The 26,251-nt window shown below is 64.1% G+C and carries 28 protein-coding genes and 1 tRNA gene; 10 read left to right on the forward strand and 19 right to left on the reverse strand.

Annotated elements, in window-relative coordinates:
- The first annotated feature begins 362 nt into the window (after positions 1–362).
- From CH292_RS00005 to CH292_RS00020, 4 genes are all read left to right on the forward strand, one after another.
- A complete protein-coding gene (locus tag CH292_RS00005) occupies positions 363–1,427 on the forward strand; it encodes an ABC transporter substrate-binding protein (RefSeq protein ID WP_094653751.1) in 1,065 nt (354 codons plus the stop codon).
- Position 1,428: 1 nt separating this feature from the next.
- Complete coding sequence (locus tag CH292_RS00010; protein ID WP_019668015.1) at positions 1,429–1,899, forward strand: NUDIX domain-containing protein; 471 nt, start codon at positions 1,429–1,431, stop codon at positions 1,897–1,899.
- 137 nt (positions 1,900–2,036) lie between these two features.
- Positions 2,037–2,954 carry an SPFH domain-containing protein gene (locus CH292_RS00015; RefSeq protein WP_027498868.1) on the forward strand — a complete coding sequence of 306 codons (918 nt, stop codon included), beginning with the start codon at positions 2,037–2,039 and terminating at the stop codon, positions 2,952–2,954.
- A 4-nt stretch (positions 2,955–2,958) separates the two neighbouring features.
- Positions 2,959–3,156 (forward strand): hypothetical protein, encoded by a 198-nt coding sequence (locus CH292_RS00020; RefSeq protein ID WP_094653752.1) that lies wholly within the window; start codon positions 2,959–2,961, stop codon positions 3,154–3,156.
- 27 nt (positions 3,157–3,183) lie between these two features.
- On the opposite strand, the gene nrdF is transcribed toward CH292_RS00020, so the two are convergent.
- The 6 genes from nrdF to CH292_RS00050 form a co-directional block, all read right to left on the reverse strand.
- On the reverse strand, positions 3,184–4,185 hold the full coding sequence (nrdF, locus tag CH292_RS00025) for a class 1b ribonucleoside-diphosphate reductase subunit beta (protein WP_019668012.1): 1,002 nt from the start codon (positions 4,183–4,185) through the stop codon (positions 3,184–3,186).
- 44 nt (positions 4,186–4,229) lie between these two features.
- A complete protein-coding gene (nrdE, locus tag CH292_RS00030; protein ID WP_019668011.1) occupies positions 4,230–6,392 on the reverse strand; it encodes a class 1b ribonucleoside-diphosphate reductase subunit alpha in 2,163 nt (720 codons plus the stop codon).
- A 47-nt stretch (positions 6,393–6,439) separates the two neighbouring features.
- Positions 6,440–6,904 (reverse strand): class Ib ribonucleoside-diphosphate reductase assembly flavoprotein NrdI, encoded by a 465-nt coding sequence (gene nrdI / locus CH292_RS00035; protein ID WP_019668010.1) that lies wholly within the window; start codon positions 6,902–6,904, stop codon positions 6,440–6,442.
- 38 nt (positions 6,905–6,942) lie between these two features.
- Positions 6,943–7,176 carry a glutaredoxin-like protein NrdH gene (nrdH, locus tag CH292_RS00040; RefSeq protein WP_019668009.1) on the reverse strand — a complete coding sequence of 78 codons (234 nt, stop codon included), beginning with the start codon at positions 7,174–7,176 and terminating at the stop codon, positions 6,943–6,945.
- A 448-nt stretch (positions 7,177–7,624) separates the two neighbouring features.
- Positions 7,625–7,747, reverse strand: a complete 123-nt coding sequence (gene ykgO, locus CH292_RS00045) for a type B 50S ribosomal protein L36 (RefSeq protein WP_019668008.1) — start codon at positions 7,745–7,747, stop codon at positions 7,625–7,627.
- Between the two features lie 38 nt (positions 7,748–7,785).
- Positions 7,786–8,352 carry an NAD(P)H-dependent oxidoreductase gene (locus CH292_RS00050; protein WP_094653753.1) on the reverse strand — a complete coding sequence of 189 codons (567 nt, stop codon included), beginning with the start codon at positions 8,350–8,352 and terminating at the stop codon, positions 7,786–7,788.
- Positions 8,353–8,457: 105 nt separating this feature from the next.
- On the opposite strand from CH292_RS00050, the gene CH292_RS00055 reads away from it, so the two are divergent.
- Together CH292_RS00055 and nadE are read left to right on the forward strand one after the other, a co-directional pair.
- Positions 8,458–9,051 (forward strand): TetR/AcrR family transcriptional regulator, encoded by a 594-nt coding sequence (locus tag CH292_RS00055; RefSeq protein ID WP_019668006.1) that lies wholly within the window; start codon positions 8,458–8,460, stop codon positions 9,049–9,051.
- A 37-nt stretch (positions 9,052–9,088) separates the two neighbouring features.
- On the forward strand, positions 9,089–9,934 hold the full coding sequence (gene nadE / locus CH292_RS00060; protein ID WP_019668005.1) for an ammonia-dependent NAD(+) synthetase: 846 nt from the start codon (positions 9,089–9,091) through the stop codon (positions 9,932–9,934).
- A 6-nt stretch (positions 9,935–9,940) separates the two neighbouring features.
- Here nadE and CH292_RS00065 read toward each other — a convergent pair whose 3' ends face one another.
- Positions 9,941–10,183, reverse strand: coding sequence for a MoaD/ThiS family protein (locus CH292_RS00065; protein WP_019668004.1), 243 nt, complete (start codon positions 10,181–10,183; stop codon positions 9,941–9,943).
- Positions 10,176–11,261 (reverse strand): GTP 3',8-cyclase MoaA, encoded by a 1,086-nt coding sequence (gene moaA, locus CH292_RS00070; RefSeq protein ID WP_019668003.1) that lies wholly within the window; start codon positions 11,259–11,261, stop codon positions 10,176–10,178. Before moaA ends, CH292_RS00065 begins: the two co-directional genes overlap by 8 nt.
- Before the next feature lie 131 nt (positions 11,262–11,392).
- Here moaA and glp point away from each other — a divergent pair, with 131 nt between their 5' ends.
- The 3 genes from glp to CH292_RS00085 are packed head-to-tail and all read left to right on the forward strand — an operon-like array spanning position 11,393 to position 14,069.
- Positions 11,393–12,640: a gephyrin-like molybdotransferase Glp gene (gene glp / locus CH292_RS00075; protein ID WP_230594060.1), complete on the forward strand. Its 1,248-nt coding sequence runs from the start codon at positions 11,393–11,395 to the stop codon at positions 12,638–12,640.
- Between the two features lie 44 nt (positions 12,641–12,684).
- Positions 12,685–13,659 (forward strand): bifunctional molybdenum cofactor biosynthesis protein MoaC/MoaB, encoded by a 975-nt coding sequence (gene moaCB, locus CH292_RS00080; RefSeq protein WP_230594066.1) that lies wholly within the window; start codon positions 12,685–12,687, stop codon positions 13,657–13,659.
- Entirely contained in the window at positions 13,656–14,069 is a 414-nt protein-coding gene (locus CH292_RS00085; RefSeq protein ID WP_020112066.1) for a molybdenum cofactor biosynthesis protein MoaE, read from the forward strand. The genes moaCB and CH292_RS00085 overlap by 4 nt, the downstream gene beginning before the upstream one ends.
- Here the strand turns inward: CH292_RS00085 and CH292_RS00090 are convergent.
- Together CH292_RS00090 and CH292_RS00095 are read right to left on the reverse strand one after the other, a co-directional pair.
- A complete protein-coding gene (locus CH292_RS00090) occupies positions 14,066–15,127 on the reverse strand; it encodes a GTP-binding protein (RefSeq protein WP_037142663.1) in 1,062 nt (353 codons plus the stop codon). The two genes, CH292_RS00085 and CH292_RS00090, sit on opposite strands and share 4 nt — an antisense overlap.
- A 29-nt stretch (positions 15,128–15,156) precedes the next feature.
- Positions 15,157–16,164: an N-acetylmuramoyl-L-alanine amidase gene (locus tag CH292_RS00095; protein WP_256977813.1), complete on the reverse strand. Its 1,008-nt coding sequence runs from the start codon at positions 16,162–16,164 to the stop codon at positions 15,157–15,159.
- Positions 16,165–16,608: 444 nt separating this feature from the next.
- On the opposite strand from CH292_RS00095, the gene CH292_RS00100 reads away from it, so the two are divergent.
- Positions 16,609–16,956 (forward strand): Lsr2 family protein, encoded by a 348-nt coding sequence (locus CH292_RS00100; protein WP_019667997.1) that lies wholly within the window; start codon positions 16,609–16,611, stop codon positions 16,954–16,956.
- Positions 16,957–17,025: 69 nt separating this feature from the next.
- Here CH292_RS00100 and CH292_RS00105 read toward each other — a convergent pair.
- The 9 genes from CH292_RS00105 to CH292_RS00145 all read right to left on the reverse strand — a co-directional run bounded on the left by CH292_RS00105 (position 17,026) and on the right by CH292_RS00145 (position 26,250).
- Positions 17,026–17,098, reverse strand: a tRNA-Ala gene (locus tag CH292_RS00105).
- Between the two features lie 107 nt (positions 17,099–17,205).
- Positions 17,206–17,958: a thioredoxin domain-containing protein gene (locus tag CH292_RS00110; RefSeq protein ID WP_179277880.1), complete on the reverse strand. Its 753-nt coding sequence runs from the start codon at positions 17,956–17,958 to the stop codon at positions 17,206–17,208.
- 20 nt (positions 17,959–17,978) lie between these two features.
- Positions 17,979–19,202, reverse strand: coding sequence for an MFS transporter (locus CH292_RS00115; protein ID WP_094627310.1), 1,224 nt, complete (start codon positions 19,200–19,202; stop codon positions 17,979–17,981).
- Positions 19,199–20,839: a phosphoglucomutase (alpha-D-glucose-1,6-bisphosphate-dependent) gene (gene pgm, locus CH292_RS00120; RefSeq protein ID WP_094627309.1), complete on the reverse strand. Its 1,641-nt coding sequence runs from the start codon at positions 20,837–20,839 to the stop codon at positions 19,199–19,201. The genes CH292_RS00115 and pgm overlap by 4 nt, the downstream gene beginning before the upstream one ends.
- Positions 20,840–20,914: 75 nt before the next feature.
- Positions 20,915–21,718, reverse strand: coding sequence for a DUF1295 domain-containing protein (locus tag CH292_RS00125; protein WP_094653757.1), 804 nt, complete (start codon positions 21,716–21,718; stop codon positions 20,915–20,917).
- Positions 21,715–23,013, reverse strand: coding sequence for a cyclopropane-fatty-acyl-phospholipid synthase family protein (locus CH292_RS00130; RefSeq protein WP_020112070.1), 1,299 nt, complete (start codon positions 23,011–23,013; stop codon positions 21,715–21,717). Before CH292_RS00130 ends, CH292_RS00125 begins: the two co-directional genes overlap by 4 nt.
- Entirely contained in the window at positions 23,010–24,281 is a 1,272-nt protein-coding gene (locus CH292_RS00135) for a cyclopropane-fatty-acyl-phospholipid synthase family protein (protein ID WP_094653758.1), read from the reverse strand. Before CH292_RS00135 ends, CH292_RS00130 begins: the two co-directional genes overlap by 4 nt.
- The gene (locus tag CH292_RS00140; protein ID WP_094627306.1) at positions 24,278–25,018 is read right to left on the reverse strand and encodes a DUF1365 domain-containing protein; all 741 of its coding nucleotides are present in this window, start codon (positions 25,016–25,018) and stop codon (positions 24,278–24,280) included. The genes CH292_RS00135 and CH292_RS00140 overlap by 4 nt, the downstream gene beginning before the upstream one ends.
- The gene (locus CH292_RS00145) at positions 25,009–26,250 is read right to left on the reverse strand and encodes an NAD(P)/FAD-dependent oxidoreductase (protein ID WP_094653759.1); all 1,242 of its coding nucleotides are present in this window, start codon (positions 26,248–26,250) and stop codon (positions 25,009–25,011) included. The genes CH292_RS00140 and CH292_RS00145 overlap by 10 nt, the downstream gene beginning before the upstream one ends.
- Between the last annotated feature and the right edge of the window lies 1 nt (position 26,251).

The raw sequence follows: 26,251 nt of genomic DNA on the forward strand, positions 1-26,251 counted from the left end.
CAACACCTTGGGATCAGTGGTCGTAATCGCCTTGTGAACGAACGAACCCTTAGGTCCCATCCGCGGCGGAAAAGGCCGAGCCGCCGTCACAGCGGGAGTAGGCCTAGGCGCTAGGGCAGTCACTGATCCTCCTGAAGATGCGTCCCATCCCGATCGACAAGCGGGACGTCCTGGTGTCTTGCGCTATTCGAATCCTAGACCGTGCACTCCGAGCCTGACCAACCGGTCCTACCGTGTGTCGTATTCGGCTCCCGCACCAGCTGGGCGGCGTCGAACGACCAGCGAGACCGGCGATTCGAGGAGCGGTCGATCTTCTTCGATAGGGTATGACGGCATCCCGACTCCCGTAAGGAACATCCGAGTTGACCAAGACGTCTCAGGCGCGCACCGCTGCCCTTGCGATCGTGGTGACAGCACTGACGCTCGCATCCGGATGTTCGGACACCGCGTCCTCCGAGGACAACGCGTCGACCATCGTTCGGAGCACCACCAACATCGCCGGAGCCGGCGTCGTCGGCAACGACCGCGACACCGTCGGGCTGTGCCCGGCTCCTGCACCCCTGGATCCGACGGGCATCGACGGTGACACCCGCCCTGTCGGTCACAGCGAGGGCATCACGGACGTGCCTGCGGACCCGATGCGCGTCGTCGTACTGGACGCGGCGTCACTGGACGCCACCTGCGCGCTCGGCGTCTGGGAACGCGTCGTCGGTGCAGCCCCGCTCGATCCCGACTTCCGCGGCGACGGCGATCAGGAGCTGTACCTGGGCACCGGAATCACGCAGATCCCGTCGGTCGGGGCCGTGGGCTCACCGGACATCGACGCCATTGCAGGCCTCTCCCCCGACCTGATCATCGGAGCGGACACGCTGGGACCGGACATGTACGAGGCGCTCGGCGACATCGCGCCGACCGTCTTCACCAGCACCGACCAGGGATGGAAGGGCGCATTCCTGCAATCGGCCGCTGCACTGGGGCGGGGCGGGACCGCGTTCGACGAACTGGCCCGCTTCACGGCGGACGCCGAGCAGGTCGGCCGGGACGTCAACGCCCAGCAGACGCAGGCGTCGGTCGTGCGGTTCCTCCCGGACTCCTTCTCCACCGACGCACCCTCGACGTTCGCGAGCTCCGTTCTCGCGGAGATCGGCGTGCAAAGGCCTACGACGCAGGTCGACGCCACCGCCACCGGATCGGCCGAAGACGTCGCCGCCGCCGAAGGCGACATCGTCTACGTCCGCTTCGACGGCGACGCCGGGGAGGACTACGGCACCTCGGTCATGACCGGAGAGGCGTGGAAGGACCTGGGCTCGGCGAAGGACGGACGCATCTTCGTGGTCAACGACACCGTGTGGTCGGGCAGCGGACTGGTCGCCGCCCGCACGATCCTCGCGGACGTCACCAACTCCCTGAACGCGTACGTGTCCTGACATGCCGATCCCCGAATTCGTCCTCGCTCTCCGCGACAAGGTCGGCACGTCACCGCTCTGGCTGTCCGGCGTCAGCGCCGTCGTGATCTCCGACGGCAAGGTTCTCCTGACCCAGCGGCGGGACAACGGAAAATGGGCCGTCGTCTCCGGCATCCTCGAACCCGGCGAAGAACCCGGACCGGCCGCCCTCCGCGAAATCCGCGAGGAAGCCGGCATCGACGCCGAACTCGTCCGCCTCACCGGCGTCGACGTCACCGAGCCGATCACCTACCCCAACGGTGACGTCGCCCAGTACCTGGACATCACCTTCCTCGCCCACCACACCGGCGGACACGCACACGTCGCCGACGACGAAAACCTCGCCGTCGCATGGTTCGACCCCGCCGAACTCCCCGACAACCTCGCCGACACCTCGCGTCTGCGCATCCACCACGCTCTCGGCGACAACGCCGAAGCCTGGTTCCGGCGCTGAGCCGCCTCCTCCCCCACCCCCCTTTCGGGACCGAACGTGACGTTCGGTCACTCCAAGTGACCGAACGCCACGTTCGGTGCGACGGCGGGCGCGGAATGTGATATCACTTTAGTATCACTACTGAGAGGGAGGCCATTGTGACTGGACCATCGACTGTTGCCGAGAAACCGACGGGTGCTCCGACGACGACGATTGCCGAACGGCCGGGGTGGGATCTGCCGGGGTGGTCGATGCTCGGGGTCGGGCTCGTTCTGTTCCTGGGAGGTATTGCGGCGTTCGTACTCGGCCTCGTGTTCACCGTTGTCCCGCTGGCTGTCGTCGGCGCTGTGTTGTTCGTCGTGTCGCTTCCCGTTCTTGCAGGTTTGACGTTGGTGCAGCCGAATCAGGCTCGCGTGCTTCAGCTCCTGGGAAGTTCGTACAGCGGAACGCTCCGCACGCCCGGCCTGCGTTGGACGAATCCGTTGACGTACCGCAAGGCGATTTCGACGCGAATTCGCAATCACGAGACGGGACAGTCGAAGGTCAACGACGCCGACGGCAACCCGATCGAGATCTCGGCGATCGTGGTGTGGCAGGTGGCGGACACCGCGCTCGCGTCGTTCCAGGTCGACGACTACGAGGAGTTCGTCGCGGTGCAGACCGAGTCGGCGGTCCGGCATATCGCCGGCAGCTACCCGTACGATGCTGAGGGTCGAATGTCGTTGCGCGAGAACGCCGACGAAATTACCGGCGCGATGAGCGAGGAAGTGCACGCACGGGTTCGATCGGCGGGCGTCGAGGTGATCGAGACGCGGATCAATCGACTTGCGTACGCCCCGGAGATCGCGCAGGCGATGCTGCGTCGTCAGCAGGCAGGTGCTGTCATCGCTGCACGTCAGCAGATCGTCGAAGGCGCGGTGGGAATGGTCGAGATGGCGCTCGCGAAGCTCGAGGACAAGCACGTCGTCGAGTTGGACGAGGAACGGAAGGCCACGATGGTGTCCAACTTGCTCGTCGTGCTGTGCAGTGACCGCGACACGCAGCCTGTGGTGAACACCGGATCGCTCTACCAGTAATCCGATGCCCGTCGAACGCAAGAAGCTTCTGCTCAGACTCGACCCAGTGGTGCACGACGCGCTTGCCCGCTGGGCTGCCGACGAGCTCCGGAGCACGAATGCGCAGATCGAGTTTCTGTTGCGTCGCGCTCTGACCGAGCAAGGACGGATGCCGAAGGACGCGGAAACGATGCGGAAGCAGGGCAGGCCCCCCGGCTCGTAGCCGGAGGGCCTGCGCTGTCGAACAGAATCAGAAGTCCCAGTCCTCGTCTTCGGTGTTGACTGCTTTGCCGATGACGTAGGACGACCCGGAACCGGAGAAGAAGTCGTGGTTCTCGTCGGCATTCGGGGAGAGTGCGGACAGGATCGCCGGGTTGACGTCGGTCTCGTCCTTGGGGAACAGGCCTTCGTATCCGAGGTTGTTGAGAGCCTTGTTCGCGTTGTAGCGCAGGAACTTCTTGACGTCCTCGGTCAGACCGATCTCGTCGTAGAGGTCCTGCGTGTACTCGACCTCGTTGTCGTACAACTCGAACAACAACTCGAACGTGTAGTTCTTGAGGTCTTCGCGCTCGGCTTCGGTGACCTTTTCGAGGCCCTTCTGGTACTTGTACCCGATGTAGTAGCCGTGCACGGCCTCGTCGCGGATGATCAGGCGAATGAGGTCGGCCGTGTTGGTGAGCTTCGCCCGTGAGGACCAGTACATCGGCAGGTAGAAGCCCGAGTAGAAGAGGAACGATTCGAGAAGCGTCGACGCGACCTTGCGCTTGAGCGGGTCGTCGCCCTTGTAGTAGTCGAGGACGATCTCGGCTTTGCGTTGCAGGTTCGGGTTCTCCTCGGACCAGCGGAACGCGTCGTCGATGTCGCGCGTCGAGCTCAGCGTCGAGAAGATCGAGCTGTAACTCTTGGCATGGACCGACTCCATGAACGCGATGTTCGTGTAGACGGCTTCCTCGTGCGGGGTGACGGCGTCGGGGATCAGACTGACTGCGCCGACGGTGCCCTGGATGGTGTCCAGCAACGTCAATCCGGTGAACACGCGCATCGTCAGCTGCTTCTCGACGGCGTTGAGCGTGCCCCACGACGGGATGTCGTTGGAGACGGGGACCTTCTCCGGCAGCCAGAAATTACTGGTCAGCCGCTCCCAGACCTCAGCGTCCTTGTCGTCCTGGACGCGGTTCCAGTTGATGGCGGAGACGCGGTCGATGAGCTTGATCTTCGCCCCGTCCGCGGGCGAGTGCGGTGCAGCAGTCATGGTGTCCTCTGGGTTCGAATCGGGTGAAGTTCAGCGGCCTCGGCCTACAGCATGCACGAAACGCAGCCCTCCACCTCGGTGCCTTCGAGTGCCATCTGACGCAGCCGGATGTAGTACAGCGTCTTGATGCCCTTGCGCCATGCGTAGATCTGCGCTTTGTTGATGTCACGCGTGGTGGCGGTGTCCTTGAAGAACAGCGTCAGTGACAGGCCTTGATCGACGTGCTGCGTTGCCGCGGCGTAGGTGTCGATGATCTTCTCGTACCCGATTTCGTAGGCATCCTGGTAGTAGTCCAGGTTGTCGTTGGTCAGGTAGGGCGCCGGGTAGTAGACCCGACCGATCTTGCCTTCCTTGCGGATCTCGATCTTGGACGCGACGGGGTGGATCGAGGACGTCGAGTTGTTGATGTAGGAGATCGATCCGGTCGGCGGAACGGCCTGCAGGTTCTGGTTGTAGATGCCGTACTGCTGCACCGACTCCTTCAGCGCGGACCAATCGGCCTGCGTGGGGATGTGCACGTCGGCTTCCGCGAACAGAGACGCCACCCGAGCGGTACTCGGCTCCCACACCCGGTCGGTGTACTTGTCGAAGAACTCACCCGAGGCGTACTTGGATTCGGGGAACCCCTTGAAGTAGGTTCCGCGGTCCTTCGCGAGCTGGTTCGACGCCTGGATGGCGTGGAACAGCACGGTGTAGAAGTAGATGTTCGTGAAGTCGACGCCTTCGACGGAACCGTAGTGGATGCGCTCACGCGCGAGGTATCCGTGCAGGTTCATCTGGCCGAGGCCGATGGCGTGAGAGTCGTTGTTGCCCTGCTCGATCGACGGCACCGAGTAGATGTGGGTCTGATCGGACACGGCGGTCAATCCACGGATCGCGACGGCGATGGTCTTGCCGAAGTCCGGCGAGTCCATCGTCTTGGCGATGTTCAGCGAGCCGAGGTTGCAGGAGATGTCTTTGCCGACGTGGCTGTAGGACAGGTCGTCGTTGAACAGCGACGGCGTCGAGACCTGCAGGATCTCCGAGCAGAGGTTGGAGTGGGTGATCTTGCCCTTCACCGGGTTCGCTCGGTTAACGGTGTCCTCGAACATGATGTACGGGTAACCGGATTCGAACTGGAGCTCGGCGAGTGTCTGGAAGAATTCGCGCGCCTTGATCTTGGTCTTGCGAATTCGCTTGTCGTCCACCATCTCGTAGTACTTCTCGGTGACGTTGATGTCCGCGAACGGGACGCCGTAGATGCGCTCGACGTCGTACGGGGAGAACAGGTACATCTCCTCGTTCTTCTTCGCCAGCTCGAACGTGATGTCCGGAATGACGATTCCGAGCGAGAGTGTCTTGATGCGGATCTTCTCGTCCGCGTTCTCGCGCTTGGTGTCGAGGAACTTGTAGACGTCGGGGTGGTGCGCGTGGAGGTACACCGCTCCCGCACCCTGACGGGCACCGAGCTGGTTGGCGTAGGAGAACGAGTCCTCGAGGAGCTTCATGATGGGAATGACGCCCGAGCTCTGGTTCTCGATCCGCTTGATCGGGGCACCTGCCTCACGAATGTTACTGAGCAGCAGGGCAACACCGCCACCGCGCTTGGACAGCTGCAAGGCAGAGTTGATGGAGCGCCCGATGGACTCCATGTTGTCCTCGATGCGCAGCAGGAAGCAGGAGACGGGCTCGCCGCGCTGCTTCTTGCCCGAGTTGAGAAACGTCGGGGTGGCGGGCTGGAACCGTCCGGCGATGATCTCGTCGACCAGATCCGTCGCGAGCCTTTCGTCACCGGCCGCGAGGGTCAGAGCGACCATGCATACGCGGTCCTCGAAGCGTTCGAGGTAACGCTTACCGTCGAACGTCTTGAGCGTGTAGGACGTGTAGTACTTGAACGCGCCGAGGAACGTCGGGAAACGGAACTTCTTCGAGTAGGCGTGGTTGATCAGGAACTTCACGAACTCGCGCGAGTACTGGTCCAGTACCTCGGGCTCGTAGTAGTTCTCCTCGACGAGGTAGTCGAGCTTCTCGTCCAGATCGTGGAAGAAGACCGTGTTCTGGTTGACGTGCTGCAGGAAGTACTGGTTGGCCGCCTCGCGGTCCTTCTCGAACTGGATCTCGCCGTTGGGACCGTACAGATTCAGCATCGCGTTCAACGCGTGATAATCCAGATCGCTGTCCGATCGAGCGGCGTTGACGGGTGCTACCTCGGTGATGGTCGGTGCCACGGCTTCGCTCCAGTTCCTTCTACATGTCGTGTGTTGTGTGCGCTGCGCTAGTGGACCTGCGCGGCGCGGCGGGATTCGCGCTCCCAGAAGTCCTCGAGACCCTCGCGGACTCGATGTACGTCTTCGGGAGTGCCCATCAGTTCGAATCGGTAGAGATACGGAACTGCGCACTTTTGCGAAATGACATCGCCTGCAAAGCAGAACGAATCACCGAAATTGGTGTTGCCGGCCGCGATGACCGCTCGGATCAGCGACCGATTGTGCTTGCGGTTGAGAAATTTGATGACTTGCTTGGGGACGTAGCTGGTGTCGCGGCCCTCGAACGTCATTCCCCCGCCGTACGTGGGCACGATCAACACGTAGGGCTGGTCCACCGAGAAGTCCTCGGGGTTCTTGAGCGGGATGCGACTTGCCGGAAGCGCGAGCTTCGTGACGAACCGATGCGTGTTCTCGGATGCGCTGGAGAAGTAGACGATCGGATGCGTCGACGGCGGAGCGGGAGCGGAATTCACACCTGCTCATCTCCTCCTACGTCCGGAGCATCCTGAGTTCAAGCAACACTCGCCGTGAGTGCCTTGATGCGATCGGGACGGAATCCGGACCAGTGGTCTTCACCCGCGACGACGACGGGAGCCTGGAGGTAGCCGAGCGCCATCACGTAATCACGAGCCTCGGCATCCTGCGAGATGTCGACGACGTTGTACTCGATGCCCTCTTTGTCGAGAGCGCGGTAGGTGGCATTGCACTGAACGCAGGCGGGCTTGGTGTAGACGGTGATGCTCATGATGTTCCCCTTTTCCGTACCGACCTCGGCCGACGATTCCGACGCCGAGCGGCAACCCGGGTCAGAGCAGTTTCGAGACGATTCACCGTGCTTCGAGCCCGTTTTCGGGGCTTCCTGCGTTGTGCCCTCTCGACTGCTCAGACACTACACCTTGTGTCCGACATATGCCTACAACACGAGATGTTGCGAACAACATCGTTGGTATTCGCTGGTCACAGTCTTGCCGACGAGCAAATTGTTCGGCCGCTGCGGCGTGTCGCGTGCGACACGCTTTCATGTCATGCGTCACACCGAAGACGCGAAACCATGGTGACCGAGTACAGCAAGCCGACACGCCGCACGCGAAGGGTGAAACAGTCCGGTTCGGACACGAGAAAGGCCCTCGAAGTCTTGTCGACTGCGAGGGCCTCTTCCGGCCGCCCGTAGGCGCTGATGCGCCGTCGATCCGTCAGCGTTGACGCGCCTTGAACCGCGGTTCCTTCTTGTTGATCACGAACACCTTGCCGTGACGGCGAACGACCTGGGCGCCCGGCTTGTTCTTCAGCGATTTCAGTGAGTTTCGTACTTTCATACGAAAACTCTACATGAAAACGATTCCCGTTACCGTAATCAGGCGGCGACGAGCTCGTCGGATGCCTTGACCAACTCCGCAACGACGGCGCCGATCTCGGCGGAGACCTCGGCGTTCTCGCGCGGGTGAGCAGTTCCGAACTTGTCGATGGTTCCGCCGATCGTGAGCTCGACGTCCTCGAGCACCTTGCCGCCCGCGATGCCGACGGCCTTGCGAGCATCGTCGTGCGCCCACTTGGCACCGTTTCCACTCGGCGACGCGCTGATGACGGCGACCGGCTTCTTCGAGACCGCACCGGCGCCGTACGGACGGGAGAGCCAGTCGATGGCGTTCTTCAGAACTGCAGGAATGGTGCCGTTGTATTCGGGCGTGACGAGCAGAAACGCGGTGGCCTTCTCCGCCGCTGCACGCAGCTCGAGTGCGGAGCTGGGAACTTTGCCGTCGACGTCGATGTCCTCGTTGTAGAACGGCACATCGGCAAGACCGTCGTAGACCACCGCCGAGGAGCCCTCAGGGGTCAGCGACGCCGCGGTATCGGCAATCTGCTTGTTGACCGAATTCGCGCGGAGACTTCCGACGAGAACGAGAACGTGTGCATCAGACATGAGTGATTCCTTCGAGTTCGAGTGTGCAGCCGGTGTTCGACCCAATTCTTACCACTTAAACGGACCGCGGTCCACTTCCATTCCCGAGCAGGTAGACTGTCCCTTGTGACCGATTTCATGCTGCCCATAGCCGGCGAGGAGACCGAGCGGTGCGACGCCGCGCGTAACCGGCGGCTTCTGCTGGACGCGGCATCGGAACTGGTCGCGACAGTCGGCGCCGACGCCGTGACCATGGACGGCCTCGCCGCCAAGGCGGGTGTGGGCAAGGGCACAGTGTTCCGTCGGTTCGGGAGTCGATCCGGCCTGATGCAATCTCTGCTCGATCACACGGAGAAAGAGCTCCAGCAGTCGTTCCTCTTCGGTCCCCCGCCGTTGGGCCCGGGTGCCGACCCGATCGACAGGCTCGTCGCCTTCGGCCGCGCTCGGCTGCAACTGGTGGAGGTTCAGGGCGAGGTCATGCGCGCGGCCGAGAACTCGGCCCTGGTGCGGTACTCCGCGCCCGCTCACATGGTGAACTACACCCATGTGCTGACACTTCTGCGCAGCGCAGGCGTCGGCGGCGATCTGGAACTGCTGGCCTACAACCTGCTGACCCCACTCGAAGCGACACTGGTCATGCATCAGTTCCGCGATCTGGGTATGCCGATAGAACGGCTCGCCGACGGCTGGGAAGACCTGGTGCGCCGAGCCACCCGCTGACCGGCGAAAGTTCGCTCGCCGCCCCTAGAATGGCCGAATGTCACTACTACGCTCGGAACTTCGGACCCGCATCCTGCGTGAACTGGCGGTCCAGTCGTCGATCGACCCCGCGGCGGAGATCACACGCCGCGTCGATTTCTTGAAGGCCTATCTGCGCTCGAGCCCCGCGAAGGGATTCGTGCTCGGCATCAGCGGTGGTCAGGACAGCACCCTCACGGGCGCGCTCTGCCAGCGTGCCGCGGCCGAACTACGCAGCGAAGGCGCCGAGGCAGAGTTCGTCGCGGTGCGTCTGCCGTACGGAGTCCAGGCCGACGAGGACGACGCGACGACGGCACTGACCTTCATCGGTCCGGACCGGACGGTCACCGTCAACATCAAGGAGGCGTCCGACGCCTCGGCGGCTTCCGCAGCCGAGGCACTGGGCACGTCCGAGGTCCGAGACTTCGTGCGCGGCAACATCAAAGCGCGCCAGCGCATGGTCGCGCAGTACGCGCTCGCCGGGCAGTTGGGCTACGTCGTCGTGGGAACCGATCACGCAGCCGAGGCAATAACCGGATTTTTCACCAAGTTCGGAGACGGCGGTGTCGACATCACCCCGCTCACCGGCCTCAGCAAGCGCCAGGGTGCGGCATTGCTACGTGAACTGCGCGCACCGGAGAGCACGTGGAAGAAAGTGCCGACGGCGGACTTGGAAGACGACCGTCCTGCGCTCCCGGACGAGGAAGCACTCGGCGTCACGTACGCCCAGATCGACGATTATCTCGAGGGCAAGGACGTGTCCGACGAGGTCGCCGAGAAGTTGGAGCGGATGTTCCTCGACACCAGGCACAAGCGCGCCGTTCCGGTCACTCCGTTCGACGACTGGTGGACCACCGAGAACTGAAGGAGGCTAACCGCCGGCGAACGGCGGCAGGACATCGACCCTGTCGCCGAGCGTCGTGCCCGCATCACGGGTCAGGTCGTCGCCGACGAGAAACGCCGAGACTCGCAGCACGTCGACCACCGAGCTTCCATGTCTTTGTTGCACAGCAGCTTTGAGAGCTGCAAGTGTGCTTCCGGCGGGAAGATCGAACGTTTCGTGCGCGCATCCGGCAGCGTCGGCTGCGCCGGCGAAGTACCTGACCTCAACCACCGATTGCTCCCATGCTCCGTGCAGGCGGTACGAAATCGGCGGCGTCGATGCCGTGGCCGGCCCACTTGTTCCACATCGCGCCGCGCCACAGCCGTGCGATCTCGTCATCGGTGGCGCCGCCGCGCAATGCTGCGCGAAGGTCGGTTTCCTCGTCACTGAACAGACACGACCGAACGGTGCCTTCGGCGGTCAACCGCGTTCGGTCGCAATCCGAGCAGAACGACCTGGTGACGGACGCGATGATTCCGACGGTGGCGGATGTTCCGCCTACCGCCCATTCCTCCGCGGGAGCCGACGGGTCTGCGCGACCGATTTCCGTCAGTTCGAACCGGGCCGACAGCACGTCGAGCAGGTGCTGTGCGTCGAGCATGTTCGCGCGCGCCCATTCCTGGTCCGCGTCGAGGGGCATCTGTTCGATGAAACGCAGTGCGACGCCCTCGTCGAGGCACCATTGCAGCAGGTCGGCTGCGCCGTGCAACGTTTCCGGCATCAGGACTGCGTTGATCTTCACCGGGTCGAGACCGGCGCGCCTGGCCGCGCGCACACCCGCCAGGACCGAGGGGAGCCGATCACGCCGAGTGAGCTCCGCGAAGTGGTGCCGGTCGATGGTGTCGAGCGAGACGTTCACCCGTCCGAGACCCGCGGCCACCAAGGAGTCGACACGGTGTTCGAGACCGACGGCGTTGGTGGTCATCGCCAGCGGCACGCCCGGCGCGGCGTCCGAACAGAGCTGGAGAATTTCCGCCAGATCCGCACGCATCAAGGGTTCTCCCCCGGTGAAGCGGACTTCCTCGACGCCGAGGTGCGAGGTGGCGACACCGACCACGCGGGCGATCTCGCTTGCCGTCAGCAGATTTCGAGCCTCGATGGCGGGCAGGCCGGATTCGGGCATGCAGTACGTGCACCGCAGCGAGCACTTCTCGGTGATGGACACTCTGAGGTCACGGGCGACGCGTCCGAATCTGTCGACGAGGACGGGAACGTCCGGCCGGTCCTCGACGGTGTCGGTCCTCGCCCGGCCGATCGAAGGGATTCCGAGCCCGACGGCACCGGTACCCACTGCATTGCCGACTGTCATGACCCTCCTTCGAATGTTCGGTGTCCGACTGTCCATCCTCCAGTATGCCGTCCGCCCGATTCTTCGTGCGATCCACCGAACATTCGCCCGACGGAGCGCGCATAGGATCGTGGAATGAGCAGGATCGTGGAATGAGCAGTGCTGGGCATGATGGATCACCGGATGGCGGCGGGCGGGCGCACCGTCCGAGCGCGGCGTCGGTGGAGGAACACCTCGCAGTCGTCGAAGAACTGTTGCGCCCGCTGCGCACCAGAACGCCTCTGTCCGTGTCGGTGGCCGACGCTCTCGGTCGCGTCGTCCACGCCGACGTCGTCTCCCCCGTCGACCTCCCGTTGTTCCGCAATTCGCAGATGGACGGATATGCCGTTCTCGCATCGGACGTCGCGGCGGTTCCGGTCACGCTGCGGGTCGACGGTGTCGTTGCCGCGGGTCCGTCGGAGATCGTCCGGATCGAGTCGGGGTCGGCAGTCAAGATCATGACGGGCGCGCCCGTGCCCGTCGGCGCGGACGCCGTCGTCCCCGTCGAGAACACCGAACGGTCAACGCCCACTGGTGATGCCGTGACCGTCACCGTGTCGAGGCAACCGGGTGACTACATCCGTGAGCAGGGCAGCGACATCACCGCGGGCACGATCCTGGTGCGGGCCGGGCAGGTCCTCGAACCGCGCCACATCGCGGTGCTCGCCGCGGTCGGCCTCGACAGCGTCGCCGTGGTTTCTCGACCCACGGTCGCGGTCATCACCACCGGGGCCGAACTGGTCGACGCCGGCAGCACCCTGCGTCCCGGCGAGATCTTCGATTCCAACGGGCTCACGCTGGCGGCTCACCTGCGGGCAAACGGCGCCGACGTCGTCTCCGTCCGCCGAAGCTCGGACGACCGGGGCGAGTTCGAGAAAATATTGTTCGACGCTGCCCGCGAAGCCGAACTCGTGATCACGTCCGGCGGCGTGTCGATGGGTGACTTCGAGGTCGTGAAGGATGTAGTGGGTCCGCTGGGTGGGCGTTTCGGCTCCGTGCGCATGCAGCCCGGTGGTCCACAGGGCGTCGCGACCATCGAGGGAACGCCCGTGCTCGACTTTCCGGGCAATCCGGTGAGCACGGTCGTGTCCTTTCTGGTCTTCGCGCGCAACATCGTGCGAGAGGCGGCAGGCCTGGATCGGATCGAGCCGCGGCCGGTCCCGCTGGCGCACTCGATCACGTCGATCCGCGGCAAGCGACAGATGCTCCGGGCGCGACTCGGCGACGACGGTGTCTCGTTGGTCGCCGGGCCAGGGTCACACCTCGTCGCAGCGATGGCGTGGGCCGACGTACTCGTCGACGTTCCCGAAGACACGACGGCCCTCGAAGCCGGTGAGAAGGTTCAGGTGATCCCGCTGTGACCACGTCCAATTTCTCCCACCTCGACTCCGAGGGTCGGGCGCGCATGGTCGACGTCTCCGCCAAACAGGACACCACTCGAATCGCCGTCGCTGCAGGCGAACTGGCCACCACGGCGGAGGTGATCGCGTTGGTGCGTGCCGATGGCATGCCGAAAGCCGACGTGCTCGCGACCGCACGGATCGCCGGAATCTCCGGAGCGAAGAAGACGTCGGAACTCATCCCGCTCTGCCACCAACTCGCGTTGTCGAAGGTCGACATCGTGTTCGGTTTCACCGACACCACGATCACGGTGGAGGCCACCGCGAAGACCACAGGTCCGACCGGAGTGGAGATGGAAGCGCTGACGGCCGTCGCCGTGGCCGGGCTCACGTTGCACGACATGGTCAAGGCCGTCGACCCGTCGGCGACGATGAACGGTATTCGGTTGGTGCGCAAAGAAGGCGGCAAACGAGGGTCGTGGTCGCGTGAGGACACCGTCTCCGCTGGGCCTACGTCCGTGACAGAAACATCTCCGGCGGGCCGAACAGCCGCCGTTCTGGTCGCCTCCACCGGTGGTGCGAACGGAACCCGTGAGGACACGACCGGGCCCCGCATCGTAGCGTGGCTTCTCGACAGAGGATTCACCGTACGCGGCCCACTCGTCTACGCCGACGCAGAGATCGCGGCAGGCCTGCGCGACGCTCTCACCGACGGCCCCGCCCTCGTCGTCAGCACCGGTGGCACCGGTGTCTCCCCGACCGATGCGACCCCCGAGGCCACCAAGGCCGTTCTGGACCGCGAACTTCCGGGGGTATCCGACGCCATCCGGCTCCAGGGAACGAAGGTCACGCCGCATGCGACGCTCAGCCGCGGACTGTCCGGGGTGGCGGGCCGCACCGTCGTCGTCAATCTCCCCGGATCACCGGGAGGCGTGAAAGACGGCCTGGCGGTGTTGGATCCGATCGTCGACCATCTACTCGCCCAGGTTGCTGGAGACGGACTCCACGCCGATTCGGAAAGTGACGTGAACACCCCATGACCGACCTGCTCGCCGCGATATCCGCCGATCCCATCGACACCTCGGCGGTGGAAAGTGCCGTCGCCGGTCCGACGCACGGTGCCGTCGTGTTGTTCTCCGGCGTCGTCCGCAACCACGACGGCGGACAATCGGTGTCGGCCCTCGAGTACCAGGCCCACCCCGAGGCGGAACGGTTCCTTCGTACGTGTTGCGTGGAAGTGGCGGAAGAATCCGGCCTGCCGGTCGCAGCCGTGCATCGCGTCGGTGACCTGTCGATCGGCGACGTCGCCCTCGTGGCCGCCGTCGCTTCGCCCCACCGCGCCGAGGCGTTCGCAACGTGTGCGCTGCTCGTCGAACGGATCAAAGCAGAGGTACCCATCTGGAAGCGACAGCACTTCGCGTCGGGCACGTCGGAATGGGTCGGCCTCTAACCGGATCGGACGTACCGGTGAACCGGAAGCATCGCGGACTCGTCGGCGAGGTCACCGGGCCGCCGAACGCAATCCAGTAGCCGAATCTCGGCCAGTTCCTCGTCGAGGTCGGTGCCGATCAGAACGAGCCGGGTAATTCTCGTGGTGTCGTCGCCCCACTCCGTCGGCGTCATCGTGATGTGCCGGCCGACGGTGTTCACCTCGTAGCGCTCGCGGTAGCCGGGTACGTCGAAGTGAACGAAGCCCTTGATGCGGTAGACGTCGCCTGCCGGGTTCTCCAACATGTCGACGAACCGTCGAGGATCGAACGGCTCGTCGCTCTCGAAGCTCGTCGTGGAGTACTTCGCGTGCAGATGATGTGCATGGTCGTCCTGTTCGCCATGGCTGTCGTGGTCGTGGTCGAAGAGAATCTCGTCGAACGACATCTGACGCGCCTGCGTGGGATCCTGCACACGCTCGGGGACGTCGAAGAGCAGTTCGGCGTCGACGCGGCCGTGGTCGGTCGTCAGAACAGGCGTGTCGGTGACGATGCCGCGGACGAGGGATTCGATGTCCGACAGTGCGTCGGGCGACGGTACGTCCGCTTTGTTGAGCACCACCAGGTCGGCCAATTGCACGTGCTGGTCGAGTTCGGGGTGTTCGGCTCGGGTAGAGGCGAATTCGACGGCATCGACCACCCCGACGAGACCGCCGTACGACACCCGCGGATTGTCGCTTGCCAGAACCATTCGTATGAGATTTCGGGGCTCGGCGAGACCGCTGGCTTCGACGACGATCACGTCGAGCGCGGATTTGCTACCCGCGAGGACGTCGAACATCGCGTCCAGTTCGTCCACGTCGACGGCGCAACACAGGCAACCGTTGCCCAGCGACACCATCGAGTCCACCTGTCCGGCAACCATCATCGAGTCGATGTTGATCGACCCGAAGTCGTTGACGACCACGCCGATGCGAATTCCGCGATTGTGTCGAAGTAGGTGATTGAGCAGCGTCGTCTTGCCGGAACCCAGGAAGCCCGAGACGAGGACAACGGGAATCGTTCGGTCTGCCTCGGCCACGCAGCGAGATTACTCGGTGCCGCGTTCGGTCATCGAGTCAGGATCTGACGGAGCAGACCTTGCGCGACATCGGCGACGGCCCGAACGTCCGCCTCACCGCCACCGGCGTCGACGTAGGGAGCGAGCTCGGACAGCAACCGCGACAGCGAGTTTCCCGCGGTCGAATCGGCAGCGGAGGGAACAGTCGGCACCGACGGCACCGTCTCGGCATCCGTCTCGGCCGCGTTCTCGTCGGGAGCGACTTCGGTGTCCGGCCCGAGCAGATAGTCGATGATCCCGGTGGACAGCGCGATCGCGTGCTTCAGTTGACCGTCGGTGGTCTCCAATGTGTCCGCATCCGACGGGTTGGATCCGTTGCCCATCTCGACGAACACCAGCGGTACACCCGTCAGCGCAGGGCCTGCGACGTCGGCGCGTTCCTGAACACCGTCTGTCACACCGGCGTAGTTGGCAGGAGTGAAACCGGCACGTTCGTAGGCGTCGCGCATCAGTGACGTTGCCTGTCGCCCACCCGCCGATTGTGCCGCGTCGGCCGCTGTATCGGGGATCGGCAAGGTGGGAACGATGAGGTGGAAGCCGTGCTTGTTCTCGTCCGGGCCTGTGGACGTGGAGTCCGCATGAATGCTGACGGCCACGTCGGCCCCCGATCGCGTGGCGGCCTCCGCCCTCTCGTCGACGCAGCCGCCCCAACCGGTGTCGTCCGCCCGCGAAGTCACCACCGTCGCACCGAGGCTCTCCAGACTCGACTTCACGAGCTGCGAGACGTTCCAGTTGATCGTGTGCTCCGGCACTCCACCGAGCGACGTCATGCCCGTCGTCTGGCAGTCCTTGGTTCCGCCGCGTCCATCGTCGACCTGACGCGTGAGATCCTCCGAGTGGCCCGTCCCTTGATGACCCGGGTCCAGGAAGACCGTCTTGCCGGAGAGTTCGTTCCCGGTCGATTCGGAGGCCGGATCGGCACTCGCCGCCGCGGGAGCGATCACCGCAGCGGACAGCAGTCCGATCGACAGAAACGCGAGCACACCAGTTTTGTTCATCGACGGTTGTGAGCGCACCGCGGCCTGAGCCCGGCGCACCGCTCCCCTCTCACTCCGACAGACACCAGGCCACACGAGCCCTCGGTCGTTCCCACAGGAATCAGTGGACACTTGAGCCCCAAGTGAAGCAGCAGCATCACGCACATCGACTAGCAATCAGCCTTTCGGAAGCAAATCGTGAGCATGCCGTGACTCAACCGTTGCCGTTCACTCCAAAACCTCCGCACACTTCATATTCCTTTCGGTGACACACAAAACGAGCTCGCAAAAGCAACCATCCGAGACCGAATGAACCGTTCGGTCACTCCAAGTGACCGAACGTCACGTTCGCTCCGAACAGCGGCATCCGACAATTCGTCGTGCATGGATAAATTGCCCGGTCGGTCGTATAGTCGCGTTGAGTGTGATGCAGACGCACCTGAACTTCATTGGAGAACTTTTCATATGGCCAAGAAAGTCTTCGTCCAACTGGTGGACGATATCGATGACAAGCCGATCGAATCCGGCGGCGAGCACATAACTTTTTCGGTGAACGGTGTCGGTTACGAAATCGACCTCAGCGACAAGAACGCCAAGGAATTTCACCGGAAGCTCGATTACTACATCGAGCATTCGTTGCGGGTGGGCGGAAAGCGCGCGAAGAAGTCCGGCGGATCCGTTTCGGTGAACTCCAAACGCGACGCGAATCAGACCAAGGCGATTCGGGAATGGGCGAAGTCGAACGGTTACGCGATTTCCACTCGCGGTCGAATTCCGACGGACGTGGAGCAAGCCTTCGACGCGGCGCATTAGGAACGCCGCGACCGACCGGAGTACTTACACAAAAAAGGAGAGTCACCATGGTGGTGACTCTCCTCTTTGTGGAGCTAAGGGGACTCGAACCCCTGACCCCCACACTGCCAGTGTGGTGCGCTACCAGCTGCGCCATAGCCCCGTACTTCGCTTCCGCGTTACCTTGCGGTTGCTCGAACGAAGTTACACCATTGTCGTTGACGGGAACAAATCAGCAGCTCAGAGCGCGTCACCGGCGAAGCGCGGGTGTCAGCCGATGGATTCGACCCATGACGACTCACGCAGTGCGTCGACGAGTTGCCCGTCGACGAGAACGCCGGGGGTGCCGGCGGCTCCTGCCGCAGCCAATGCAGCCCGGGCGGTTTCCGCGTCGGCAGCAGCGACGTCTGCGGCGCTTCCACTGGTGATGCAGTCTGCTACGGAGGTGCTCGCACCATTACGCGTAGCCATCTCCGCCAGTTCGGCGTTCGAGTGGTCGGTCTCACCGCTCTCTTCCGGTTGGAACTCTGTCGAGAACAATTCTGCGTGGAACGCGGAGTACACGATCGCGTCGGACGATTCGGCAACGCAGCGCGACGCAGCCACCGCCCGACTGGAGTAGTCGCCGCTCGCGGACAACTGATTCAGTTGGGGCAGAACGACCATGTGATAGCGAACCGCGATGGTTCCTTCGTCGATCTTCTGTGCCAGTTCCTGGCCGTGCTTCACCTCGAGTTCGCCGCAGAACGGGCACATCGGGTCCTCGAAGATGTCGACGGTGCGCGGCGCACCCGGAACACCGAGTTCGACCACACCGTCGTCGGATACGGTCGAGACGACCTCGGCGTTGCGGACCGAGCCGTATCCGTCGTTGCGTGGCTCGTCGCCCCCTCGCTGCCAGAGGATGGCCACCACGATCACGGCGACAACCACGACAAGTGCGACGCCCGCAAGCACGTAAGTGAAGGTGTTGGACGTCGGCTGAGGTGTGTACTTTGCCCCGGATGTTCTCTTTTGACTCACGTGCACATGATACGAAAGCCTCACGTGGCCGGGGCTGCGGCGCTCTTCCTACCTCCCGGCTCGGGGACGGTGATCCACCATGCGGCTGCCGCGAGCAGAATCACGCCGGATGCCACGAAAGCGGTGCCGTACGACGCCCCCTCGACGATCTTGGCTGCGACCACCGGGCCGAGGATCGCACCCACGTCCGCGGACATCTGGAAGGTGGAGAGCACCGGTCCGCCGCGCGCTTTGGACCCGATGACATCCGCGATGGACGCCTGCTGCGCCGGTGTCATCAGACCGGATCCGACGCCCGCGAGAACCGAGAACGCCATGAACAGCGCGATGTCGTCGGTGAGCCCTATCCCCGCTGTCCCGACGCCTGCGACGACCAGACCTGCCACGACGAAGGGTTTGCGCCCGCGGAGGTCCGATTGACGCCCCGCGGTGGTGAGCACTATCGCATTACCGACCGCGAAGACGGCCAACGACACTGCCGCGACCGCCGCGGACCGCTGGAGTACCTCGATGACGAAGAGCGGAATCAAGGCCACTCGCACGCCGAAGATCACCCAGCCCGTCGCGAAATTGGACGCCAGTGCCGCTCGGTAGGCGGGCACCGCCCACGCCGTCCGGAGGGTGAGAACGGGGACCGACGAATCCGCACTCGCTTTCTCTTCCTCGACGTCGCCGAGGGCGAAGAACACGACGGCCGCGGCGATCACGAGCGCCACCGCGTAGATGAGAAACGGCGCACGGAGACCGAGCCCGACGACGGCTCCGCCCAGCAACGGACCACCGATCGATCCGAGCAGAAAACTCGTGGCGTAGAGGCCCGAGATCCGTCCACGGCTCTGGGGTGGGCTCATCCGGATCAACAGTCCGAGTGCGGACACCGAGAACATCGTGGATCCGATGCCACCGAGCCCGCGGAACACGAGGAGCTGCCAGTAGGTCTGGGCGAACGCACACGCACCGGTGGACAGCGCGACGATCAAGAGACCGGACAGGTAGATCGGGCGCTCCCCCAGTTTCTGCACCAGCGTCCCGCTTGCGGGGGCGAACAGAAGACGCATCAGCGCGAAGGTACTGATGACAGCGGACGCGGCGAACACGCCGACTCCGAACTCGGTCGCGAACTGCGGGAGCGCAGGCGAGACGATGCCGAACCCGAGTGCGATGACGAAGCTTGCCGAGATCAGTACCCAGATCTCGGACGAGACCGGTGTGCGATTGCTTTCCTGCCGATTGTCTTCCGTCACGACTCGTTCAAGGCCTGGGACACCAATTCCTTTGCCGCTGCCTGAACCTGAGCGAGGTGATCGGCTCCTCGGAACGATTCGGCGTAGATCTTGTAGACGTCCTCGGTGCCGGAGGGCCGTGCCGCGAACCACGCATTCTCGGTGGTGACCTTCAGCCCTCCGATGGCAGCGTCGTTGCCGGGCGCCGTCGTCATGGTGGCGGTGATCTCCTCACCCGCGAGTTCGGTTGCGGTCACCTGCTCGGGAGACAGCTTGCCGAGGACCGCCTTCTGCTCACGGGTGGCCGGTGCATCCACACGGGCGTACGACGGGTCGCCGTACTCGGCGGTGAACTCCGAATAGCGTTCGGAGGGTGTCTTTCCGGTGACCGCAGTGATCTCCGACGCGAGGAGCGCCAGAATGATGCCGTCCTTGTCGGTCGTCCAGACGCGGCCGTCGGTGCGCAGGAAGGACGCACCTGCGCTCTCCTCTCCGCCGAAACCGAGGTCGCCGTCGAGCAGTCCGGGTACGAACCATTTGAAACCGACGGGAACTTCCAGTAACTGCCGACCCAGTCCGGCAACCACCCGATCGATCATGGACGACGAGACCAGAGTTTTACCGACACGCGCGGTGGGCGACCATCCCGAACGATGCGTGAACAGGTAGTCGATCGCCACGGCCAGGTAGTGGTTGGGATTCATCAGTCCACCGTCGGGCGTGACGATGCCGTGCCGGTCCGAGTCCGCGTCGTTGCCGGTGGCGATGTCGTACGACGTCCGAGCTGCGATCAACGACGCCATCGCGTTCGGCGACGAGCAGTCCATCCTGATCTTGCCGTCGGTGTCGAGAGTCATGAAACGGAAGGTGGAGTCGACGAGTGGATTCACCACGGTGAGGTCGAGGTTGTGGCGCTCGGCGATCGCGTCCCAGTAGTCGACGCTTGCGCCGCCGAGCGGATCTGCACCGATCCGAACGCCCGCGGCGCGAACCGCGTCGAGGTCCACGACGCTGGGCAGGTCGTCGACGTACGTGCCGAGGTAATCGTAGCGTTCGACGGTGGTGCGCATCGCGGTGTCGAGGGACACCCGCCGCACCCCGGCGAGGTCGGCGCGCAGAAGTTCGTTGGCGCGAGCTGCGATGACCGACGTGGCGTCGCTGTCGGCGGGCCCGCCGTGGGGAGGGTTGTATTTGAAGCCTCCGTCACGCGGTGGGTTGTGAGACGGGGTCACGACGATTCCGTCGGCGCGGCGTTCCGGTCCCGACGCGTTGTACCGCAGAATCGCGTGACTGACAGCCGGAGTAGGTGTGTAGCGGTCCCCGGAGTCGACCAGCACGGTGACATCGTTGGCGGCCAACACTTCGAGCGCCGTGGTCCAGGCAGGCTCGGACAGTGCGTGGGTGTCGCGCCCGATGAACAGCGGACCCGTGATCCCTTGCGACGCACGATATTCGACGATCGCCTGAGTTGTCGCCAGGATGTGGCGTTCGTTGAACGCCGAGTCGAGGCTGGAACCCCGGTGTCCCGAGGTTCCGAACACGACCTGTTGCCCGGGATCCGACACGTCGGGCGTCCGCGAGTAGTAGGCGGTGATCAACTGCGCGACATCCACGAGGTCCTCGGGAAGGGCAATTGTTCCAGCTCGTTCGTGCGCCACGATGCGCCTCCTTGTTCTCACCCTGTGCCGGCCAGTTCGACTCTAATCGCTGACCGAGAACGCGGCGGGGCGCGGCTAGGAAGTGCGAGGTGATTTCGGAGGGCGAGGCAGGAAGTAACTCGTGCGACGCTGGTAGTCGGCGTATCCCGGGCGTCGTTGCATGGAGCGTTCCAGCAGACGCGCACCCGTCGCGAACACGAGGAAATAGGTCATCGCGACGGGCGAGAGGACCGTGAGCACCCCGGGCCACGCCGACGCCGCGACGAGGAAGATCCCCCACCACACACAGGCGTCACCGAAGTAGTTGGGGTGCCGCGTCCACGACCACAGACCGCGGTCCATGATCCTGCCCTTGTTCGACGGGTCCGCCTTGAACGCTCTCAACTGCGCGTCACCGAGAGCTTCGAATGTCAGGCCGGCAGCCCACAGCAGCACGCCGAGAACGACCGTCACCGGCACGGAGGACTGCGCGACGGCGGAGACCTGGATGGGCAGCGAGACGAACCACAGGGCCACCCCCTGCGTCAGGTAGATCTTCCGGAGGGCGTAGAGAGTACGGTTTCCCGTGGCCTTCGACAGCAACTCCTCGTACCGCGGGTCCTCGCCGCTGCCGATCGACCGGCGAAACACGTGCCACGCCAAGCGCAGTCCCCATACCGCGACGATGACCGTCACCAGCAGCCGGCGCCATCCCTCCCCGGTTCCGACCACGCCCGACACGAGCGCGATGAGGACGAAACCTCCACCCCACGTCACGTCGACGACGCTGTGCCGCCCGATCCTGCTGCCGACGAGTGCGGTGACGATCATCAGAACGGCGGTGGCGAGCAGCGCGGAGCCGGACACTGTCAGGAACTCGGACCGATCGAATGCATTCACGGTTCGGTACCTACCCAGACAGGTCGAACGGGATCGAAGTCGACCTGCCCGTCGGGTCCGGGGCGCACCGACAGTATCTGGTCGACGCCCATTCGGCCCTCGCGGAACGCCATGCCTCCGCCGACGAGATACAGCCGCCAGACGCGTGCGACCTCCTCTCCGACGAGCTCGACGACGTCGTCCCAGCGCGCCTCGAATCGCTCGGTCCACACGTCCACCGTTCGCACGTAGTGCTCACGCATCGCATGGACGTCGCGCACTTCGAGTCCGGCTTCCTCGATCATCGCGACGGTTCGACCGACGGGGCGCATGTACATGTCCGGAGCGATGAACTGCTCGATGAACGCACCTCCGCCCGGATTGTCGCCTTCTTTGCGGGACATCTGCTGGATCAACACCCGCCCGCCCGGCCGCACGTTGCGGTGCAACGCAGCGGTGTACGTGGGGTAGTTCGACTCACCCACGTGCTCGCCCATCTCGATGGACGCGACCGCGTCGAACGGACCGTCGGGGATCTCGCGGTAGTCCTGGATCCTGATCTCGACGCGGTCCTGTAGTCCTCGGTCCGCAATTCGCTTGTCGATGAACGCCTTCTGCTCACGCGAGATCGTGACGCCGACGACGTGGGCGCCGTATTCCTGTGCCGCGTGCAGACTCAACGAACCCCAACCGCAGCCCACGTCGAGGAACCGCTGACCGGGAGCGGTGTCCAGGCCGATCTTGCGGCACACGAGGTCGAGCTTGTCCGTCTGTGCGTCGTCGAGGGTGTACGTCGGTGCGGTGGACGTCCAGTACCCCGACGAGTACGCCATGTGGGAATCGAGCACCAGTTCGTAGAAGTCGTTCGACAGGTCGTAGTGGTGGCTGATCGCGGCGCGGTCCCGCACCAGCGAATGCAGCCTGCCCTTGACGACCGCCTGCGACGCAGGCGGGGCGAGGGGACGACCGAACACTCCGAGTTCACGGGCCAACTTGGCGAGCTTCAGCAGCGCCGCGGGTGACGGACGAACGGCCGACAGCTTCCTCGCTCGAACTTCGCTCCACACGTGGGCGAGCGCGGCTCCGAGGTCACCGTCGACGTCGAGTTCGTCCAGTACGTAGGACTGCGCCGCACCCAACTCCCCCGGGTTCCACAGCAGTCGCCGCAGAACGTTCGGCGACTTCAGGTGTACGTCGGGGGCGCCGACGGTCCCGGCGACACTGCCGTCCCATGCGTGCAAGCGCACCGGCAGATTCCCTCCGACGTAGGGCGCCACCAACTCCGCGATACGCGGTGCAACTCCAGCGGTGCTCATCTGTCTCCCCTACGGTCCAGAACGATCTGCTGCACATCGAGATACCCGGAGCGGAAGCCCGCTTCCGAGTAGCACAGATAGAAGTGCCACATTCGGTCGAATGTCCGATCGAACCCCAACTCCGACGTCTCGGCGCGGCGGGCGGTGAACTCCTCGTCCCACCTCCGCAGGGTCCGTGCGTAATGGTCGCCCATCGACAATCGCTCGCGCACACGGAGAGTCGTGTGACTCTCGGTGACCTCGTCGATCGCGCGCAGCGATGGCAGGAACCCACCGGGGAAGATGTACTTGTGCACCCAGGTGTACGTGTTCCGGGTGGCCAGCATCCGATCGTGCGGCATCGTGATCGCCTGGATCGCCACTCTCCCACCGGGCGCGAGAACCCTGTCGATGGTCCGAAAGTACGTACCCCAGTATTCGTGTCCGACCGCCTCGATCATCTCGACCGACACCACCGCGTCGTATTCACCGTCGACCATGCGGTAATCGAGTAGGTCGACCTGGACCCGTTCCGAGTACCCGGCGTCGGCGATACGCTTGCAGGCGAGTTCCTGCTGCTCGGTGGACAACGTCACCGAGCGCACCATCGCCCCCCGCGTCGCCGCACGGATGGCCAGTTCACCCCAGCCCGTGCCGATTTCCAGTACGCGGCTTCCTTCTCCGACTTGGGCGCGGTCGAGCAACCTGTCGATCTTGCGTCGCTGCGCTTCCGCGAGCGGTTCGCCGTCCTCACGGGTGCCCCCGGACGCGAACAGCGCGCTCGAGTAGGTCATGGTCTCGTCGAGGAACAGTTCGAACAGGTCGTTGGACAGGTCGTAGTGTCGCGAGATGTTGGATCGAGTGTTGTCGGTCGTGTTCCGCTCCGCACGTGGGGGTTTCGGCACGTACAGGCCGCGGAGACGCTGCAGCGATCTCGGAATCAACGTTGCCATCCGAGTGGCGAACACTTCGAGTACCGCGGTCAGGTCTTCCGCGTCCCAGTCCCCTGCCATGTACGCCTCACCGAACCCGATGAGTCCGCTCTGGCCTACTCGCGCAGCGAAGTCGGCTGGCCGCACGATCTGCATCACCGGGGATTCGGGGCCGCCGCCACCGATCACGCTGCCGTCGGCGAAGCGAGCCCGAAGTGGCAGCGTTCCCACTGCGCGGCGAAACAGGAAGTCGGCGACCGGCGCGGCGACCTTTGCCTTCGTCCCTGCCGGCACGAAAGCGATGCCTGGCCAATTGTGTGTGTCCACGTCGGACTTCGATCGAACGACGGTTGTCATCGTGTTGCCTTTCGTACAGCGGGTGCTTTCGGACGTGGAACGATGGGTAGACCCCTCGCCCACAGCCGAATTCCTTGCCAGCGAATCTGTGCCACCACACGCGCGGGCGCGAGCGGAACCGAAACTGCCGATGCCAGCACCGATCGAGTGGTGGCAGGCCTTCGGTGCCCGGTCACGCTCGCCACGAACGGCGGTGCGCCCTCGCGTTCGAGAACGATGGAGAGCGCCAGTGTCGAGTCCGGCTCGGGCAGTTTCATCCGGTATTCGCCACTGACATCGTTGAACGGAGAGACGTAGAACTCCTTACGTGCTCGCGCCGCGCCCACGTCGTCGGTGTGCAGCAGGTAGGCGTATCGCTCACCGTAGGTGTTGTGGACTTCAGCGACGACGCACACGAGCCCGTCCTCCCGGTCGTGACACCAGAAGACGCTGAGTGGGTTGAACGTGTGTCCGAGCACCCGGGCGCTGGCGAGCATCGTGATCCGTCCGCCGCCGAGGTCGATGCCCTGGTCCGCCAGAAACGCGTCGATGTTCTGCCGGATGGACTTCGAGGGGTCACCGATGTGATCGCTCGCGTGGAACGTCGCGAGTGGCCGGATCCACCGCGGAAACGCGGGCAGACGGTCGAGGTCGACGAACCAACTGTAACTGCGGTAGCGAAACTTGTTTCGTATCGGCGCCGTACGCACGTGCACGATGGTCGTTGAGAAGATGGCGTTGGCGTGCGTCACGTCCACTGCCCGCCCACACGTTCGGCAGCCACCCGACCTGATTCCGCACCGTCTTCGTGGAAACCCCAACCGTGGTAGGCACCCGCGAAAGCCACAATGTCGGTGTTCAATTCCGGGAGCCTGCGTTGAGCTTCGAGCGACGCGGGCGTGTACTGCGGGTGCTCGTACGTCATCTCGTCGAGAACGGTCGACGGGTCGACGACGTGAGATCCACCGAGTGTCACCAGGAATCGCTGCGAGCCTGCCAGCCTCTGCAGTCTCGTCATGTCGTAGCTGACGAGAACGCTGTCCGGCTGCGCGCCGCATTCCGGAATTCGGTAGTTCCACGACGCCCGCGCACTCGTCGTCGCCGGAAGTACCGACTGGTCGGTGTGGAGCTGAGTGTGATTGATGGAGTACGGCATCGACCCGAGCACCGAGTGCTCGAGCGCGGTGGGCTCGGCGAGCATCTTCAGCGCCTGGTGGGGATGTACCGCGATGACGACGGCGTCGTAGCGTTCCAGCACGTCGCGAGAATCGCGGATGTCGACTCCGTCGACGTGTCGGTACACCGCGTGTACCGCTGTACTCGTGCGGATCTCGTCGATGTACGCGGCGACGCGCTCGACGTAGCGCACCGAGCCGCCGGTCACCGTGCGCCAGACCGGAGAGCCCGTCACGCTGAGCATGCCGTGGTGTTCGAGAAAAGTGAACAGATATCGCGCCGGATAGTTCAGGGCCGTGCCCGGATCACACGACCACACCGCCGAGACGAGTGGAGCCATGAAATGCGCGGTGAAGTATTCGGAGAAGCGCGTGCGACCGAGGAAATCGGCCAGAGTTTCGTCGGAGACAGTGCTGTCGGTCGCTCGCAGCAACTCCGTCGCGGTCCGGTGGAATCGCGTGATTTCGCGCAGCATCTTCAGATACCGAGGGCGGGCGAACGTCCGTACCGAAGGAAGAATCCCTCGGACCCCCTGGCCACCGGAGTATTCGAGGCCACAACCGTCGCACCGAATCGACATGCTCATGTCGGATTCCTGCGTGGGCACGTTCAACTCGGCGAAGAGACGGAGCAGAGTCGGATACGTCCGGTCGTTGTGGACGATGAAGCCGGTGTCGACGCCCACACCGTCGACAACATGTGTATCGGCATGACCGCCGAGCCTGTCGTCGGCCTCGTACAGAGTCACGTGCGCGGACTTCGACAACACGTACGCCGCAGTCAAACCCGCGACACCACTACCTACGACCGCCACA

Origin of the sequence: Rhodococcus sp. 14-2470-1a (assembly GCF_002259425.1) — a bacterium.
In the GTDB taxonomy this organism is placed as follows: domain Bacteria; phylum Actinomycetota; class Actinomycetes; order Mycobacteriales; family Mycobacteriaceae; genus Rhodococcoides; species Rhodococcoides fascians_E.

Bases quoted from the DNA above. Each gene is read 5' to 3' on its own strand.
- CH292_RS00010 (WP_019668015.1), top strand. From the start codon at position 1,429: ATGCCGATCCCCGAATTCGTCCTCGCTCTCCGCGACAAGGTCGGCACG.
- nrdH (WP_019668009.1), bottom strand. From the start codon at position 7,176: ATGAGCATCACCGTCTACACCAAGCCCGCCTGCGTTCAGTGCAATGCC.
- moaCB (WP_230594066.1), top strand. From the start codon at position 12,685: ATGGTCGACGTCTCCGCCAAACAGGACACCACTCGAATCGCCGTCGCT.
- CH292_RS00130 (WP_020112070.1), bottom strand. From the start codon at position 23,013: ATGAGCACCGCTGGAGTTGCACCGCGTATCGCGGAGTTGGTGGCGCCC.
- CH292_RS00050 (WP_094653753.1), bottom strand. From the start codon at position 8,352: ATGTCTGATGCACACGTTCTCGTTCTCGTCGGAAGTCTCCGCGCGAAT.
- CH292_RS00020 (WP_094653752.1), top strand. From the start codon at position 2,959: ATGCCCGTCGAACGCAAGAAGCTTCTGCTCAGACTCGACCCAGTGGTG.
- nadE (WP_019668005.1), top strand. From the start codon at position 9,089: ATGTCACTACTACGCTCGGAACTTCGGACCCGCATCCTGCGTGAACTG.
- nrdF (WP_019668012.1), bottom strand. From the start codon at position 4,185: ATGACTGCTGCACCGCACTCGCCCGCGGACGGGGCGAAGATCAAGCTC.
- CH292_RS00085 (WP_020112066.1), top strand. From the start codon at position 13,656: ATGACCGACCTGCTCGCCGCGATATCCGCCGATCCCATCGACACCTCG.
- CH292_RS00095 (WP_256977813.1), bottom strand. From the start codon at position 16,164: ATGAACAAAACTGGTGTGCTCGCGTTTCTGTCGATCGGACTGCTGTCC.
- CH292_RS00135 (WP_094653758.1), bottom strand. From the start codon at position 24,281: ATGACAACCGTCGTTCGATCGAAGTCCGACGTGGACACACACAATTGG.
- CH292_RS00100 (WP_019667997.1), top strand. From the start codon at position 16,609: ATGGCCAAGAAAGTCTTCGTCCAACTGGTGGACGATATCGATGACAAG.
- ykgO (WP_019668008.1), bottom strand. From the start codon at position 7,747: ATGAAAGTACGAAACTCACTGAAATCGCTGAAGAACAAGCCGGGCGCC.
- glp (WP_230594060.1), top strand. From the start codon at position 11,393: ATGAGCAGTGCTGGGCATGATGGATCACCGGATGGCGGCGGGCGGGCG.
- moaA (WP_019668003.1), bottom strand. From the start codon at position 11,261: ATGACAGTCGGCAATGCAGTGGGTACCGGTGCCGTCGGGCTCGGAATC.